This is a genomic window from Amycolatopsis sp. WAC 04169, from assembly GCF_003947535.1.
Classification (GTDB): domain Bacteria; phylum Actinomycetota; class Actinomycetes; order Mycobacteriales; family Pseudonocardiaceae; genus Amycolatopsis; species Amycolatopsis keratiniphila.
Genome location: NZ_QHJI01000009.1, coordinates 373,950 through 389,189, shown reverse-complemented (window position 1 = coordinate 389,189; position 15,240 = coordinate 373,950). Strand labels below are relative to the sequence as shown.

Below are 15,240 nucleotides of genomic sequence, written 5' to 3'. Positions count from 1 at the left end.
TCCAGACCACTTGCTCGGCCGAGCTCAGACAGATTCCTGCGAAAGGACGAACTCGGCGATCTCCTTCTTCCGGAGCATCCTCCAAACCGGATCCCCCGTCACCGACGCGAGCCAATCCGCGAAATCGACACCGTCGCCGCGAAACCACCACACCGCACGGCTCCGGAGTGACCGCAGGCCCGCATCCACACGACAGCGGAACTCGAAGCCGACCTGTGAGTACTCTGCGTGCTCACCGTCGGCGTCGACGATCTCCATCTGCCGCACGAACCCCACCGCGAACATCGGCTCGGAGCCCCAGTTCACTTCGCCGTACTGGAAGAGGAAACCGTCGGTATCCACGCCATCGGGTACGGCGAACCCGACAGCTTCGAAGCACCTGACGGCTGCCACCACCTCGTCGACGGTCGGGGGTTTCGGACGTGATCCGGGTAGTCCGAGGAGGTCCTGCGCGACGCTGCCCGCAGAGCCGACGGGAAGTTTCACGCTTCCTCGGTACAGAGATCGGGCACACAACGCGAGAGCGAAAGATCCGAAATCGTCACCCAGCTTCTCCGAAGGCTCGTTGTGATGAACCCATCCCAGGACCGGGTACTCGCCGGCGTCATCCGGCTGCGAGGAGTCGAGGGCCACCACCCCGCCCATCCCGTCGAACGCCACCAGGATCAGTTCGGCGGGCATCCCGTAGTCGCGGCGCATCTCCAAGGTCTCGGTGATGGGCCCGATGAACTCCTCGCCCGCGATGTCCCAGGTGCCGAATTCCTGGAGCAGGCGGCGATACGAGGGAGGGAGCGCGGCGCCCAGGGTTCGTTCCGCGGCGCTGATCGTCGCCTCGTCCCAACCGTCGGCATGGTTCGAGATGTCTTCGTTCGCGCGGATCAGTCCGATCAGCCGCTCGCTCGCTTCGACACTCATTCGATGACCTGATCCCTCATCTCAGCGGTGTCGGACACGAAGGCGCCTCCGCACAACCCGCGGCCACTTCCCGCAACGGATGCACGATGGTTCCGTTGCCGAGATCCGGCGACGACACCTTTCGCACGATGGCATGGAAACCCAGGGCAACTTGGTTCACGAGTCACACCCAAGCCCGTGCCGAACCAGGAAATCGAGAAAACCGGGCGCCTCACGTTCGCGCAGGCCATCGTCGTGCGATCGGAGATCGACCGCTTCGTCACACTCGGTTCCCGTCAAGGTGAAGCCCCACCAATCCCCGGTACCGACCGGGGCCACCGCGAGGAATCCCGTCTCCCGCAGGGAATCGCGATTGACCGAGACGAGGTCTTCTGCTCTCGGGCCTGGGGCGACGACCGGCAGCAGATCGACGAAGAGGAACGCGCCACCGCCATGTCGCACCATGAATTCCTTGCACTGCCCAGGAAGGCGAACATCGAGCTCGTGCTCGACTCGCTCGATCTCATCCTCGGACGAACGCCATGAATCGAAAGGAAAGAAGCCTTCGGGGTAGTCCTGAGTCCGCAACCCCTCCCTGGTCCGCAGCACCAGTGCATCGAACTCATCGAACTCCATGACCGTCCACCACCTCTTGCCGGCCGCTCACGACTTCACGCATTCGACCAGTCTCGCGGGCTCCCGTTCGCCCGACCTCAACAGCTTGAGCATGAGTTCACCGGACTCGTTCACACGTTGCCCGAGCCTGCCGCTTTCGTCGACGACCTCGCCGCCGTGAACGACCCCGGCCGCCATGACGACCACCGCCCCGGGATCTCGGCAGTGACCGTGGCCACACGAGCGACCGACGCCATTCGCGGTTCGTCGACACACCACGCCTCATAGTCGACCGCCATAAGTCACTTCTCTTCCCGGCATTCAAGAGCAGCAAGTCACGCAAGCTGGAAAATCTCCAACAATAAGCCCGCCACGAGAGAGCGGCGGACACAGAAACCACACAGCCCGCTCACAGGAACCAGTATTTCACCCTTTAGAGTGACGCGTCCGCATCGGCCCGACTACCGGTGACGCTCCTGGGGGTTCAAAATGATGACGCACGAGCAGTACCTGTCCACGAAGAGATTCCCGGCCCTCGACGGGCTGCGCGCGATCGCCGCGCTCCTCGTGGTGGTGTTCCACTACGGAGGACCGTCGTGGGCCACGGCCAACGGGTGGATCGGCGTCCACCTCTTCTTCGTACTTTCCGGCTTCCTGATCACCACGCTGGCACTGCGCGAAGAAGATCGAAACGGCAGGATCTCGCTCGCGAACTTCTATATCCGTCGCGCGTTTCGCATTCTTCCGGTGTATTTCGCAGTCCTGGGCATCATCGTGGTGTTCACCTATCTGCGCGGCCAGTACACGTCCAGCGGGCTTGCCGGAGCGATGCCGTACTTCCTGACCTTCACCAACGAATTCGCCCACAACGCACCTTTCGGTCAATCGTGGACGCTGGGGGTCGAGCAGAAGTTCTACCTCGTCTGGCCGTTCCTGGCCTTCGGTATCGCGGCGTTGAGCTTCCCGAAGCGGCTGGGCCTGGCGATCGGCCTGATCGCGCTCATGATCGCCCTGATCCCGGTGATGCCGTACGCCGGCGCCTACTCGCCCATCATCATCGGTTGCGCGCTCGCCATCGGCCTCCACTACCGCAAGGGCTTCGCGGTCCTCCGCGTCTTCACGCACCCCATCGCCTGCTTCGTCCTGCTCGCGATCCTCGTCGTCCTCCAGATCCACATCACCGACATCGAGGCCTTCTTCCAGGACGGCGGCACGATCGGCGGCACCACGTACGCGGTGCTGGTCGCGCTGTTCATCACCTCGCTGATCCCTCGCGGCCCGATCGCCTGGCTCTTCTCCACCCCTCCGATGCGGTTCATCGGCGAGCGGTCGTATTCCGTGTACCTCCTGCAAGGGGTGGCGGCCACCGTGGTCGCGCTGTCGATTCCTCAGCTGGGCACCCACCGGACGCTTACCGCGATCGCCGTCACCGTCGTCGCTCTCGTCATCTCCGACGTCCTCTACCGCTGGGTCGAGGTGCCGATGATCGAGGTCGGCCGCAAACTGGTCGCCCGGCGCAGGCCCGCACCGCCCCGTCCCACGATCCGGGAAGCCGAACCCGCCCTGGCCAGCGGCTGAGCGATTCGGGCGGATCACCCTTGTGCGGGTCCGGTAGTCTGGTCGCCAAGGTCGAGAGGCGCTGCAACGGACCGCGGGGTCCGCCACGCTCGGCCCCGGACTTCACCGCAAGGGCGCCTCCCACGACATGGGAGGAGCGCTGGATGGAAACGACCGCCCTGCGAAAGCTGCTGGATGAGCGCATCGTGGTGCTCGACGGCGCGTGGGGGTCGATGCTCCAGAACGCCGGCCTCAAACCCGAGGACTACCGCACCGAGCGGTTCCAGGATCACCCTCGTGACATCACCGGCGACCCCGACCTGCTGAACATCACCCGGCCGGACGTCGTCCTCGACATCCACCGCCAGTATCTGGACGCCGGCGCGGACATCACGACGACGAACACGTTCACCGCCACCACCATCGGCCAGGCGGATTACGGGCTGGAGCATCTCGCGTACGAGATGAACCTCCGCGGCGCCCAGATCGCGCGCGAGGCGGCGGACGCGGCGGGCGGGAAGTTCGTCGCGGGGTCGGTCGGGCCGCTGAACGTCACGTTGTCGCTGTCCCCCAAGGTCGAGGACCCGGCGTTCCGCGCGGTCACCTTCGACGAGGTGTACGCCGCGTACGCCGACCAGATCAAGGCGCTCGCCGAGGGCGGCGTGGACCTGCTGCTCATCGAGACGATCTTCGACACCCTCAACTGCAAGGCCGCGATCGCCGCGGCCCGTGACGTCGCCCCGCATCTGCCGCTGTGGATCTCGGTGACGATCGTCGACCTGAGCGGCCGGACGCTGTCCGGTCAGACGGTCGAGGCCTTCTGGAGCTCCATCGAGCACGCGGATCCCCTGCTCGTCGGCGTCAACTGTTCGCTGGGCGCCGAGGAGATGCGCCCGCACATCGCCGAACTGTCCCGCCTCGCGGGCACGTACACGGCTTGTCACCCCAACGCCGGCCTGCCGAACGCGTTCGGCGGGTACGACCAGACACCCGAGGAGACCGGCGGGCTGCTCGGCGACTTCGCCACGGCCGGGATGGTCAACGTCGTCGGCGGCTGCTGCGGCACGACGCCCGCGCACATCAAGGAGATCGCCGACGCCGTCCGGGGAATGGCGCCGCGCACCGTCCCGGATCCGAAGGCGCACACCCGGTTCAGCGGGCTCGAGCCGTTCGAGATCGGCAAGGACACCGGGTTCGTCATGATCGGCGAGCGGACCAACGTCACCGGATCCGCCAAGTTCCGCAAGCTGATCGAGGCCGACGACCACCAGGCCGCCGTCGACGTCGCGCTGGAGCAGGTCCGCGGCGGGGCGAACCTGCTGGACGTCAACATGGACGCCGACCTGCTCGACAGCGAAAAGGCGATGACCACGTTCCTGAACCTCATCGCCACCGAACCCGAGGTCGCCCGCCTGCCGATCATGATCGACAGCTCGCGCTGGACGGTCCTCGAAGCCGGGCTGAAATGCGTGCAGGGCAAGGGAGTCGTCAACTCCATCAGTCTCAAGGAGGGCGAGGAGCAGTTCCTCCAGCAGGCTCGCCGCATTCGCGACTACGGCGCCGGCGTGGTCGTGATGGCCTTCGACGAGGAAGGCCAGGCCGACACCGCCGACCGCAAGGTCGAGATCTGCGCCCGCGCCTATGACCTGCTGACCCAGCAAGCGGGTTTCGCCGCCGAGGACATCATCTTCGACCCGAACGTGCTCGCCGTCGCCACCGGTATCTCCGAGCACAACGGGTACGCCAAGGCGTTCATCGACGCGTTGCCGCGGATCAAGGAACGCTGCCCCGGCGTGCACATCAGCGGCGGTATCTCGAACCTCTCGTTCTCCTTCCGTGGCAACAACGTCGTGCGCGAGGCGATGCACTCGGCCTTCCTGCTGCACGCCGTGCGCGCCGGGCTGGACATGGGCATCGTCAACGCCGGGCAGCTCGCGGTCTACGAGGACATCCCCAAGGACCTGCTGGAACTGGTCGAGGACGTGCTCTTCGACCGCCGTGAGGACGCCACCGACAGGCTGGTCACGTTCGCGGAAACGGTCAGTGGCAAGGGAACCAAGCGCACGGTCGATCTCTCCTGGCGGGAGAATTCGGTCGAGGCGCGCCTGAGTCACGCGCTGGTGCACGGCATCGTCGACTACATCGAAGAGGACACCGAGGAAGCGCGCCAGAAGCTGCCGAGGCCGCTCGAGGTCATCGAAGGCCCCCTGATGGACGGCATGAAGATCGTCGGCGACCTGTTCGGGTCCGGGAAGATGTTCCTGCCGCAGGTGGTCAAGAGCGCGCGCGTGATGAAGCGGTCGGTGGCCTACCTCGAGCCGTTCATGGAGGCCGAGAAGGAGAAGGCGCGCCTCGAAGGCCGGGTCGAAACCCGCCAGGGCAACGGAAAGGTCGTCTTGGCGACGGTCAAGGGCGACGTGCACGACATCGGCAAGAACATCGTCGGCGTCGTCCTCGGCTGCAACAACTACGAGGTGATCGACCTCGGCGTGATGGTCCCGGCTTCGGTCATCCTCGACACGGCGGTCTCCGAGGGCGCCGACGCCATCGGGCTCTCCGGCCTGATCACCCCGTCGCTGGACGAAATGGTCAACGTCGCCGCCGAAATGGAGCGGCGCGGGCTGAAGCTGCCGCTGCTGATCGGCGGCGCGACCACGTCACGCCAGCACACCGCGGTCCGCATCGCGCCGGCGTACGAACACACGACCGTGCACGTCCTCGACGCCTCCCGTGTCGTCGGCGTCGTCGGCGACCTGCTCGACGCGGACCGCGCCGAGATCCTCGACAAGAAGAACCGCGAGGACCAGGAAGAGCTGCGCGTACAGCACGCGAACAAGCAGCGCACGCCGTTGCTGACGGTCGAGCAGGCCAGGGCCAACCCGGAGAAGGTCTCCTTCGACGACATCCCGACGCCCGCGTTCACCGGCGTCCGGTACGTCTCGCCGTCGATCACCGAACTGCGCGAGATGATCGACTGGACCTTCCTGTTCCTTGCCTGGGAGCTGAAGGGCAAGTACCCGGCGATCCTGGACAACCCGGTGGCGCGCGAGCTGTTCGACGACGCGAACACCCTGCTGGACCAGATCGTCGCCGAGGAACGGTTCCAGGCCAAGGGCGCGTACGCGTTCTGGCCCGCGCACTCCGAGGGCGACGACATCGTGCTGGAGTCGGGCCTCAAGTTCCCGATGCTGCGCCAGCAGACCAAGAAGCCGCTGGAGCGGCCGAACCGCTGCCTGTCCGACTACATCGCCCCGGCGGGCGCGGGCGATCACCTCGGCGGGTTCGCGGTCACCATCCTCGGTGCCGAGGAGTTCGCGGCCGAGTTCGAGGCGAAGCAGGACGACTATCGCGCCATCATGGTGAAGGCGCTCGCGGACCGGCTCGCCGAGGCGTTCGCCGAGCACCTGCACCTCCAGGCGCGGCGGGACTGGTTCGAGCCGGACGCCGATCCGAAACTGGAAGACCTGCACGCCGAGAAGTTCCGCGGCATCCGCCCGGCGCTGGGGTACCCGGCGAGCCCGGATCACAGCGAGAAGCAGGAGCTTTTCGACCTGCTCGACGCGGGCAGCTTCGGCATGGCGCTGACGGAGTCGTTCGCCATGACACCGGCGGCGAGCGTCAGCGGGCTGATCTTCGCCCACCCCGCTTCGCGGTACTTCACCGTCGGGCGGCTGGGCAAGGACCAGATCGAGGACTACGCGGTCCGCCGCGGCCTCGAACTGTCCACTGTGGAGCAGTGGCTCCGCCCGAACCTCGCCTACGACCCCGAATGACACAATGACCGCGTGACTGCCGAGGGCTCGGACTTCCTGCAGCTGGACATCGGGGACGCCCCGCCGGGGCGCCGGTCGGACTGGCTGGCGTCGCGGTTGCGGCACGCCATCTCCGACGGCCGCCTGCCGGTCGGCAGCAGGCTGCCCGCGACCAGGGCGCTGGCCGCGGACCTGCGGGTCTCGCGAGGGGTGGTCACCGAGGCCTACCAGCGGCTGGTCGAAGACGGTCACGTCGCCGGACGCGGCCGCGCGGGCACCGTGGTCGTCGCGGCGCCCGCGCGGACGAAGGAGCAGGCGCCGGCCGGTCCCCCGGCCGCGGGCACGATCTTCCGGCCCGCTCCCGGGATCGGCGTCTTCGACTCGCTGCGGTCGACCCCGGCGCGGATCGACCTGTCCCCCGGCGTGCCGGATCTGACGGCGTTCCCGCGGACGGCCTGGTTACGCGCGGAGCGCACCGTGCTCAACGACCTCTCGGCGGCCGCCTTCGGCTACGGCGACCCGCGGGGCGCGCCGGCGTTGCGGCTGGCCATCGCGCACTGGATCGCCCGCACCCGGGGCATCACCGCCGACGCCGACGACGTGCTGATCGTCGCCGGTGTCGCGCAGGGACTCGGCTTGCTGGCGCAGGTGCTGCACGACAACGGCATCTCCGAGATCGCCATCGAGGATCCGAGTTCGCTGGGCGCGCGGCAGCATCTGCACGACCGGCGGCTGGCGACACCGCCGATCCGGGTCGACGAAGACGGGATCGACGTCGACGAGCTCGTACGCAGCGGCGCGCCCGCCGTGCTGCTCACACCCGCGCACCAGTTCCCGACCGGGGTCGTGCTCGGCGGGGAACGCCGTCGCGAGCTCATGCGCTGGGCCGCGGACGGCGGGCTGATCATCGAAGACGACTACGACGCCGAGCACCGCTACGACCGCCCGCCGGTCCCCGCGCTGCGCTCGATGCTCGCCGAGCAGGTCTGTTACGCGGGCAGTGTGTCGAAGTGGCTCGCGCCCGCGCTCAGGGTCGGCTGGATGCTGGTGCCGCCGCGCTACCGGGACGAGGTGGTCGCGGCCAAACGGTTCGCCGACCTCGGCAACGCCGTCCTCCCGCAGCTGGTGCTCGCGCATCTCATGGAATCCGGCGAGATGGAACGGCAGCTGCGGTTCGTGCGCAAGCGGCATCGCCGCCGCCGGGACGCGATGATCGACGCGCTCCGGACGCATCTCCCGGACGCCGTGGTGCACGGCGCCGCCGCCGGACTGCATCTGACGATCACCTTCGACGGCGAGTTCTCCGACCTCGACTTCGCCGCCGCCGCGCTGGAGCAAGGGGTGAAGGTCCAGCCGCTGTCGTGGCATTGTCAGCGGCCGATGAATCCGGGCCTCGTGCTCGGCTACGGGGCGAGCCCGGCGAGCGACATCGCCGAGGGCATCGCCACCCTCGGCCGCCTTCGACGCTAGCCGCCCACGCATTTCGTCCTCTGGATGCGGTGGTTCGACGGCGAACTACCGCATTCAGAGGACGAATTGCCCGAGGAAGGCCAGGAGCACGGCCGGGTCTTCGACGTGGGCGTTGTGGCCGAGCCCGGGAAGTTCGACGGAAGCCTCGTTGAGCGCGCGAAGCTGTTCGGGGCGGCTCATGGGGTCGTGCTCACCGGCGGCGAGGGCGACCGGACAGCGCGCCGCGCCGAGCAGGCCGGGCATGTCGGGAGCGCCGACCGCGAACGCGCGGGGATCCAGCGACAGCCGCCAGCCGCCCTCGGTTTCGACGATGCCGTCGGGGTCCGCTTCGGCGAGACCGGTCAACCCGGCGATCTTGAGAAAGGCTCGTTCGGCGTCCTCGCGGGCCGCGAACACCCTGGGCGGTTTCGCCGCCATGTCGGCGGCCTTCGCGAGGTCGGACTCGCTCCATTCGACCTTGACGCCCACCGCGAGCAACCCGTCGACCCGGAGCCCGAACCAGCCGCTGGCCAGCGCGAGCCCGACCACCCCACCCAGGGAGTGGCCGATCACCAGCAGCGGACCGCGTTCCGGGAGCACGTCGGCGACCGCCGCCGCCAGACCGCCGAAGGAGTAGTGCGTCGAGTGCGGTGAAGCCCCGTGCCCGGGGAGGTCGGGCGCCAGCCAGCGGTAACCGGGTTGCAGCATCAGGCCTTCCCAGACCGCACCCGTCGCGCCGAGGCCGTGCAGCAGGAGCACGGCGGGGCCTTCGGTTCCGGCGGTGCGCATCTTCAGCTTGTCCACCGGACGGATCTTTCCTCAGGTCCCGGTGCGCGGGCTAGTGTCGACGCCGTGATCACCGATCCGGACGTATACACCCGAGGCGTGCCGTACGAGCACCTCGCGGCGCTGCGCCGGGAATCGCCGGTCGTGCGCGTGGACGATTTCTGGGCGGTACTGCGGCATTCGGACGTCAAGCACGTGCTGAGGAACCCGAAGCAGTTCTCGTCGCACCTCGGCGGGACACAGATCCGGGATCCGGCGACCGAGCAGGACCTCGGTTACGTCCGCCGCATGATGCTCAACATGGATCCGCCCGAGCACGCCCGGCTGCGCGGCCTGCTCACCAAGGCGTTCACGCCGCGCGCGGTCGGCAGGCTCACCGAGCGGATCCAGGGCTGGGCCAGGGAACTGGTCGCCGGGGTCCGGGACGACGGCGAGTGCGACTTCGCCACCCTCGCCGCCGATCTCCCGTTGCTGACGCTCGCCGAGGTCTTCGGGATCCCCGAACAGGACCGGCGGCTGATGTACGACTGGAGCAATCGCGTGATCGGCTACCAGGACGCCGACTACGCGGTGAGCGCGACCGTCGAGGCGGACGACGTCACCGATCTCGCGCGGGCGGCGCTGGCGGTGCGGCCGGTTCCCGAACCGGACGGCGCGATGCCCGATCCGCGCACGCGCGCCGGGATGCCGGATCTCTACGCGTACGCAACCGCGCTCGGCGAATACAAGCGGCGGCATCCCGGCGACGACGTGATGAGCAACCTGATGGGGCACGTGGAAGACGGTGGCCGGGTGTCCATCGCGGAGTTCGAGAACCTGTTCTGGCTGTTTTCCGTGGCGGGCAACGAAACACTGCGCAACGGCATCCCCGGCGGGATGTTGTCGTTGCTGTCGCATCCGGATCAGTACCGGCGGCTGCTGGCCGACCGTTCACTGCTTCCCGGTGCGGTGGAAGAGATGTTGCGCTTCTGGACGCCGGTCATGCATTTCCGCCGGACCGCGACCGAGGACGTCGTCCTGTCCGATGTGGACATCCGCGCGGGCGAGAAGGTGGTCGTGTGGTTCTCGGCCGCGAATCGCGACGAGTCCGTCTTCGAAGACCCGGACCGCTTCGACATCGGCCGCACGCCCAACGATCACCTGACCTTCGGGCACGGTCCGCATTTCTGCCTCGGCGCCCAGCTGGCGCGGGTGCAGCTGCGTGCGATGTTCGAAGCGGTCCTGGATCTGCTCGGCGAGGCCGAACTCGCCGGTGAACCGGTGCGCTTGCGGTCGAACTTCCAGAACGGGCTGAAATCCCTGCCGATCCGCTGGTAGCGCGATGCCCCTTCCCGCCCCCGAGCGCGGGAAGGGGCATCGCCCCCCCTTGTCATTCGGCGGCGGCGTACTCCGGTTCGGCGATGGCGGAGCGGGCTTCGGCCTTGCGCAGGCCGACGACTCCCGACAGCGCAACCAGGACACTGACCACGGCGATGCCGGTGACGACGGTCAGCGCGGGCGCCAGACCGTTCAGCAGCGCGGCCGGGCCGGTGGCGCCGCCCGAGTTGCCGGTCAGGACCGCGGTCACCACGGCGAGCCCGATCGCGCCGCCGACCTGGATCGACGTGTTCAGCAGCCCGCCGGCGAGCCCCTGTTCGTCGTCGGAGATGCCGTTGGTCGCCTGGATGTTCAGCGACGAGAAGGCCAGCATGAAGCCGATGCCCAGCAGGATCATGCTAGGCAGCACCGAACCGGCGTAGCCGGAGCTCTCGTCGATCCGCAGGAACAGCGCGTACCCGATGACGTGGGCGACGACGCCGGCGAGGATCGTGCGCGGGGTGCCGAGCCGGTCGATGAGGGGCTCGATCCGAGGTGAACCGAACGCCACGATCAGCGCGGCGGGCAGGAATCCGAGCGCGGTCTGCAGCGCGGACCAGTGCAGCACGTTCTGCAGGTACAGCATGACCACGAACTGGAAACCGATGTACGCGCCGAAGAACGTCGCGCCGCCGAGGTTCGCGCGGGCCAGCGGGCCGGAGCGCAGGATGCCGAGCCGGAGCAGCGGGTGCTTGCTGCGCTTCTCGATGAGCACGAAGGTGACGAGCAGGGCGAGCGCGAGGGCGAACGAGATCAGCGTCCGCGGCGCGGCCCAGCCGATCTCCGGCGCCTCGACCACGGCGAAGACCAGCAGCAGCGAACCGGCGGCACCGGTGATCGCGCCGGGGAAGTCGTAACCGCCACCCGTCTGCGGCTGGTAGGACGGGATCAGCTTGATCGCGGCGACCAGCGCGGCGATCGCGATCGGCACCGGCAGCAGGAACGTCCAGCGCCAGCCCACCTCGGTGAGCAGACCGGAGAAGACGAGGCCCGCGGAGTACCCGCTGGCACCGAAGACGGCGAAGATGCTGATCGCCCGGTTGCGGGCGGGGCCTTCGTGGAAGGTCGTGGTGATGATGGACAACGCGGCCGGTGCGGTGAACGCGGCGGCCAGGCCCTTGATGAAGCGGGTGGCGATCAGCAGCGCGCCGTCGTCGACGAGACCGCCGAGCAGGGAGGCGAGCGCGAAGACCGCGACGGCGACGAGGAAGACCCGGCGCCTGCCGAGCAGGTCGGCGGTGCGGCCGCCGAGGAGCAGCAGGCCGCCGTAGCCGAGCACGTAGGCGCTGATGATCCACTGCAGGGCACCGGTGGAGAGGCCGATGTCGGCCTGGATGGACGGGAGGGCGACGGCGACCATCGACACGTCGAGCGCGTCGAGGCCGACGACAACGGACACAGTGAGCAGGACACCCCAGAGGCGCGCGTCCCACCTTGTCGAGCTGGTGGACAGCTGCACGGAAGAACTCATGATCCGTACAGTACATGCACACGCATCTAATGCAAGTGCATTTAATGACTTTGCATAAAATTCACGTGCATGCTATCTTGGGCCGCGTGAGCGACGTCGCCGAAGAAGACCTGCTGCGGGAGTGGCACGACCTGTCCGCCCGCCATGCGGCGGTCTTCGGTCGGCTGGAGTGCCGCCTTCAGGAACGCCACGGGCTCGGTGTCACCGAGTTCGAAGCCCTCGAACGCCTGGTCACCTGCGTGGTCGGCAAATGCCGCGCGGCCGACCTGACCGAGGTCGTGCACCTGAGCCAGAGCGCCACTTCGCGGCTCGTCGCCCGTCTCGAGCGTGAGGGCCTCGTCCAGCGCGCGCTCTGCGAATCGGACCGGCGCGGGATCTTCGTCGTCGTGACCGACGAGGGGCGTCGCCGCTACGAAGAGGCGAAGCCGACGCACCGGGCAACCCTGGAAGAGACCCTCACCGTCGACGCCTGACTCCTGGTCAGCCTCGGGCCAGCTCCTCACGCACCGCGGGGACGACCTCGTTCCCCCAGCGGCCGAGCGCGCTGTCGGTGGAAGTCCCGTCCTCGACCGGGAAGTAGATGAACCCCGCCGCACCGTGGTCGCGCACCGCCGACACCAGTTCCCCGACCCACTGCTCCGGCGAACCACCGACCCAGCGCCCGTCGTCGTCACGCGGGGACGCCACCGGGTTTTCCGTTATGCGGCCAGGGAAGTTGTAGATGGTCGCGATCTCACCGGGGTCGCGGCCCGCGTCGACGGCCGCCTGGTCGATCACCGGACGCGACTCGGCGAACCGAGGGCTGAGCCAGTCGGCGGCGTGCCCCGGGATCCAGCCGTCGGCCAGTTTTCCGGTCACCGCGAGGGATTTGGGCCCGACCGCGCCCGTCCAGACCGGCGGCGCGGCCGCGGCCGCCGGCACCAGGCCGTCGACGGAGTAGAACTCCCCCTCGAACGTCACCGGCTCCCCGCCGCCGGAAAGCGCCTTGACCAGGGTGATCGCCTCGCCCATCGCCCGGACCGCCTCGGCGGGCGTCCGGTGCTCTACCCCGAGTTTGGCGATCTCCTTCCAGAGCCCGCCCGCACCGATTCCGAGCGCGACACGACCGCCCGACAGCGCCGAAAGCGACGTGATCGTCCTCGCCAGCATCGGCGCGGGACGGCTCGGCAGGTTGGTGACGTTGACGGCGGCCGTCACGTGCGAAGTCCTGCCGAGGATCACGCCCAACGCCGCGTAGGCGTCCAGCCGGTCGGCGAAGTACGGATGATCGGACAAGCTGACCAGGTCAAGACCCGCGCGGTCGGCCTGCTCGGCGTGCCGCAGAAGCTCGTCCACCTCGCCGACGCCGGTCTCGAGGCCGAATCCGAACAGTGCCATCACCACTCCTTAAGTTCGTAGTACGCACTATTTGTATCACGAACTAGTCCGGTGCGCACTGGCCACAGTGGACAAAATCGCCCGGAAGGCTCGGCTTCGACGAAGCCGCGGCCGTCCCATCTCCGCTTCCACCGCGCTCCAAGCACTCCAGGGCAAGGACCGGGTCATCGGCGCGGGCGGCGGTGTGGGCACCTGCAAGGCGCTCACCCTGCGCGCGCTCACATACGAGCGGCAAGGTCGTCATCACCGTCTGAGGTGACCGTACTGTTCTTCCCCGCGTCGGCCTGCGGTCATCTCGGCGGTGTTCGGTGTCGGAGAGCGATCCGCCGAGCGCCGAGGAGACCACCGATGTCCGTGAACCGCCGGGACCTGTTGCGAGGCGCCGCCACCGCCGGTGCGCTGGGGCTGGCCTGGCCGTTGAGTTCGCGGATGACGGTCGCGCAGGCCGAGGAGGCCGCCGTCGCGCTGGGCGCGACCTGGGACGAGGCGCCGTTCACGCTCGGCGTCGCGTCCGGCGACCCGGTCCCGTACGGCGTGGCGCTGTGGACCAGGCTCGCGCCGAAGCCGATGGAGTTCGAGCAGCCGCTGGACGACACCGTCGAGGTCGGCTGGGAGGTCGCCACCGATCGCGGGTTCCGCCGCCGCGTGGCGCGCGGGACGACGGCCGCCACCGCCGGGCTCGGGCACAGCGTGCACGTCCCGGTGTCCGGGCTGGAGCCGGGCGCGCAGTACTACTACCGCTTCCACGCGCTCGGCAAGGTCAGCCGGGTCGGCCGCACCCGCACCGCGCCGGTCGGACCGGTCCGGCGGGTGCGGTTCGCCTCGGCGAACTGCCAGGCGTTCCACGACGGGTTCTACGCGGCGCACGCCGGGATCGCGCGGGAGGAGCTCGATTTCGTCGTCCACCTCGGTGACTACGTCTACGAGCACGGTCAGGTCGGCGGCAACCCGCTGCGCGACCACGAAGGCCCCGAGGTGCTGACCCTGCCGGCGTACCGGCGGCGGCACGCGCTCTACAAATCCGACCCCTCGCTGCGGGACGCCCACGCGGCCCACCCCTGGTTCATCACCTGGGACGATCACGAGGTCGTCAACGACTACAGCGGCACCACCCCGTCGTTGCGGGCGCGGCGCTCGGCGGCGTATCAGGCCTGGTTCGAGCACATGCCGGTGCGCCCGGACCACCCCTCGACGCCGAGGATCCACCGGCAGCGCCACTGGGGCGACCTCCTCGATCTGTCCATTTTGGACTTGCGGCAGTACCGGTCGGCGCAGAACCTGCCCGACGGCACGATCCTCGGCGCGGACCAGAAGGCGTGGCTCAAGGACCAGGTGACCGGCGCGGGCGAGGCCTGGCACTGCTGGGTGAACTCGATCATGCTGAGCCAGCTGGCGAAGCCCGGCGGCGGCTACATGTTCACGGACCAGTGGGACGGCTTCCTCGCCGAACGTAAGGAGGTGCTGACCCACGTGGCGCAGAGCGGCCTCGAAGACCTCGTGGTGATCACCGGCGACTGGCATTCCGCGTTCGTCGACGACATCCGCCCGGACTTCGCGGACCCCGCCACCCCGGTGATCGGCACGGAGTTCACCGCGCATTCGATCAGCTCCGGCGCCTACTCCCCCGAGTGGAACGCCACGAACGGGCCGAAGATGGGCGCGGCGAACCCGCACCTCAAGTACTTCGAAGGCGACCGGTACGGCTACGACGTCTACGAGGTCACCCCGCGCCGCTGGAGTACGCATATGCGGGTGATCGGCGACCGGCGCGACCCGCGTTCCCCGGTGAGCACCCTGACGACGTTCCACGTCGACCGCGGCAGGCCCGGATCCTATGAGGACCGGTCCACCAGCACGTCTCCGGCACAGTACCGGCGACGCTAGGCCAAAAGGGGAGCCGGGAACTCAGAAGAGGGGCGGGCGCCGCCCTTTCGGAGCAGCGCGGCTCACCGCACGCGTTCTCGTTTCACCTGCCCGATGAAT

The 15,240-nt window shown here is 68.5% G+C and carries 12 protein-coding genes; 6 read left to right on the top strand and 6 right to left on the bottom strand.

The features are described 5' to 3' along the window. Positions 1 to 24: 24 nt before the first annotated feature. From DMC61_RS27055 to DMC61_RS41225, 3 genes are all read right to left on the bottom strand, one after another. On the bottom strand, positions 25 to 915 hold the full coding sequence (locus DMC61_RS27055) for an SMI1/KNR4 family protein (RefSeq protein WP_125692281.1): 891 nt from the start codon (positions 913 to 915) through the stop codon (positions 25 to 27). Positions 916 to 1,071: 156 nt separating this feature from the next. After that, the gene (locus DMC61_RS27050; RefSeq protein WP_125692279.1) at positions 1,072 to 1,530 is read right to left on the bottom strand and encodes an SMI1/KNR4 family protein; all 459 of its coding nucleotides are present in this window, start codon (positions 1,528 to 1,530) and stop codon (positions 1,072 to 1,074) included. A 27-nt stretch (positions 1,531 to 1,557) separates the two neighbouring features. Further along, entirely contained in the window at positions 1,558 to 1,707 is a 150-nt protein-coding gene (locus DMC61_RS41225; RefSeq protein ID WP_158634140.1) for a hypothetical protein, read from the bottom strand. 291 nt (positions 1,708 to 1,998) lie between these two features. On the opposite strand from DMC61_RS41225, the gene DMC61_RS27045 reads away from it, so the two are divergent. From DMC61_RS27045 to DMC61_RS27035, 3 genes are all read left to right on the top strand, one after another. Beyond that, positions 1,999 to 3,087 (top strand): acyltransferase, encoded by a 1,089-nt coding sequence (locus tag DMC61_RS27045; RefSeq protein ID WP_125692277.1) that lies wholly within the window; start codon positions 1,999 to 2,001, stop codon positions 3,085 to 3,087. A gap of 143 nt (positions 3,088 to 3,230) precedes the next feature. After that, positions 3,231 to 6,839 carry a methionine synthase gene (gene metH / locus DMC61_RS27040; RefSeq protein ID WP_125692275.1) on the top strand — a complete coding sequence of 1,203 codons (3,609 nt, stop codon included), beginning with the start codon at positions 3,231 to 3,233 and terminating at the stop codon, positions 6,837 to 6,839. 12 nt (positions 6,840 to 6,851) lie between these two features. After that, the gene (locus tag DMC61_RS27035; protein ID WP_125692273.1) at positions 6,852 to 8,288 is read left to right on the top strand and encodes a PLP-dependent aminotransferase family protein; all 1,437 of its coding nucleotides are present in this window, start codon (positions 6,852 to 6,854) and stop codon (positions 8,286 to 8,288) included. A 54-nt stretch (positions 8,289 to 8,342) separates the two neighbouring features. Here the strand turns inward: DMC61_RS27035 and DMC61_RS27030 are convergent, their stop codons facing one another. Next, positions 8,343 to 9,071 carry an alpha/beta fold hydrolase gene (locus DMC61_RS27030; protein WP_125692271.1) on the bottom strand — a complete coding sequence of 243 codons (729 nt, stop codon included), beginning with the start codon at positions 9,069 to 9,071 and terminating at the stop codon, positions 8,343 to 8,345. A gap of 48 nt (positions 9,072 to 9,119) precedes the next feature. On the opposite strand from DMC61_RS27030, the gene DMC61_RS27025 reads away from it, so the two are divergent. Further along, complete coding sequence (locus DMC61_RS27025) at positions 9,120 to 10,370, top strand: cytochrome P450 (RefSeq protein WP_125692269.1); 1,251 nt, start codon at positions 9,120 to 9,122, stop codon at positions 10,368 to 10,370. A gap of 52 nt (positions 10,371 to 10,422) precedes the next feature. Here the strand turns inward: DMC61_RS27025 and DMC61_RS27020 are convergent, their stop codons facing one another. Next, positions 10,423 to 11,880: an MFS transporter gene (locus DMC61_RS27020; RefSeq protein ID WP_125692267.1), complete on the bottom strand. Its 1,458-nt coding sequence runs from the start codon at positions 11,878 to 11,880 to the stop codon at positions 10,423 to 10,425. 86 nt (positions 11,881 to 11,966) lie between these two features. On the opposite strand from DMC61_RS27020, the gene DMC61_RS27015 reads away from it, so the two are divergent. Next, complete coding sequence (locus tag DMC61_RS27015) at positions 11,967 to 12,353, top strand: MarR family winged helix-turn-helix transcriptional regulator (RefSeq protein ID WP_063270791.1); 387 nt, start codon at positions 11,967 to 11,969, stop codon at positions 12,351 to 12,353. 7 nt (positions 12,354 to 12,360) lie between these two features. On the opposite strand, the gene DMC61_RS27010 is transcribed toward DMC61_RS27015, so the two are convergent. After that, positions 12,361 to 13,257, bottom strand: a complete 897-nt coding sequence (locus tag DMC61_RS27010) for an LLM class flavin-dependent oxidoreductase (protein ID WP_125692265.1) — start codon at positions 13,255 to 13,257, stop codon at positions 12,361 to 12,363. Between the two features lie 348 nt (positions 13,258 to 13,605). On the opposite strand from DMC61_RS27010, the gene DMC61_RS27000 reads away from it, so the two are divergent. Beyond that, positions 13,606 to 15,141, top strand: coding sequence for an alkaline phosphatase (locus tag DMC61_RS27000; protein ID WP_125692263.1), 1,536 nt, complete (start codon positions 13,606 to 13,608; stop codon positions 15,139 to 15,141). Positions 15,142 to 15,240: the final 99 nt, after the last annotated feature.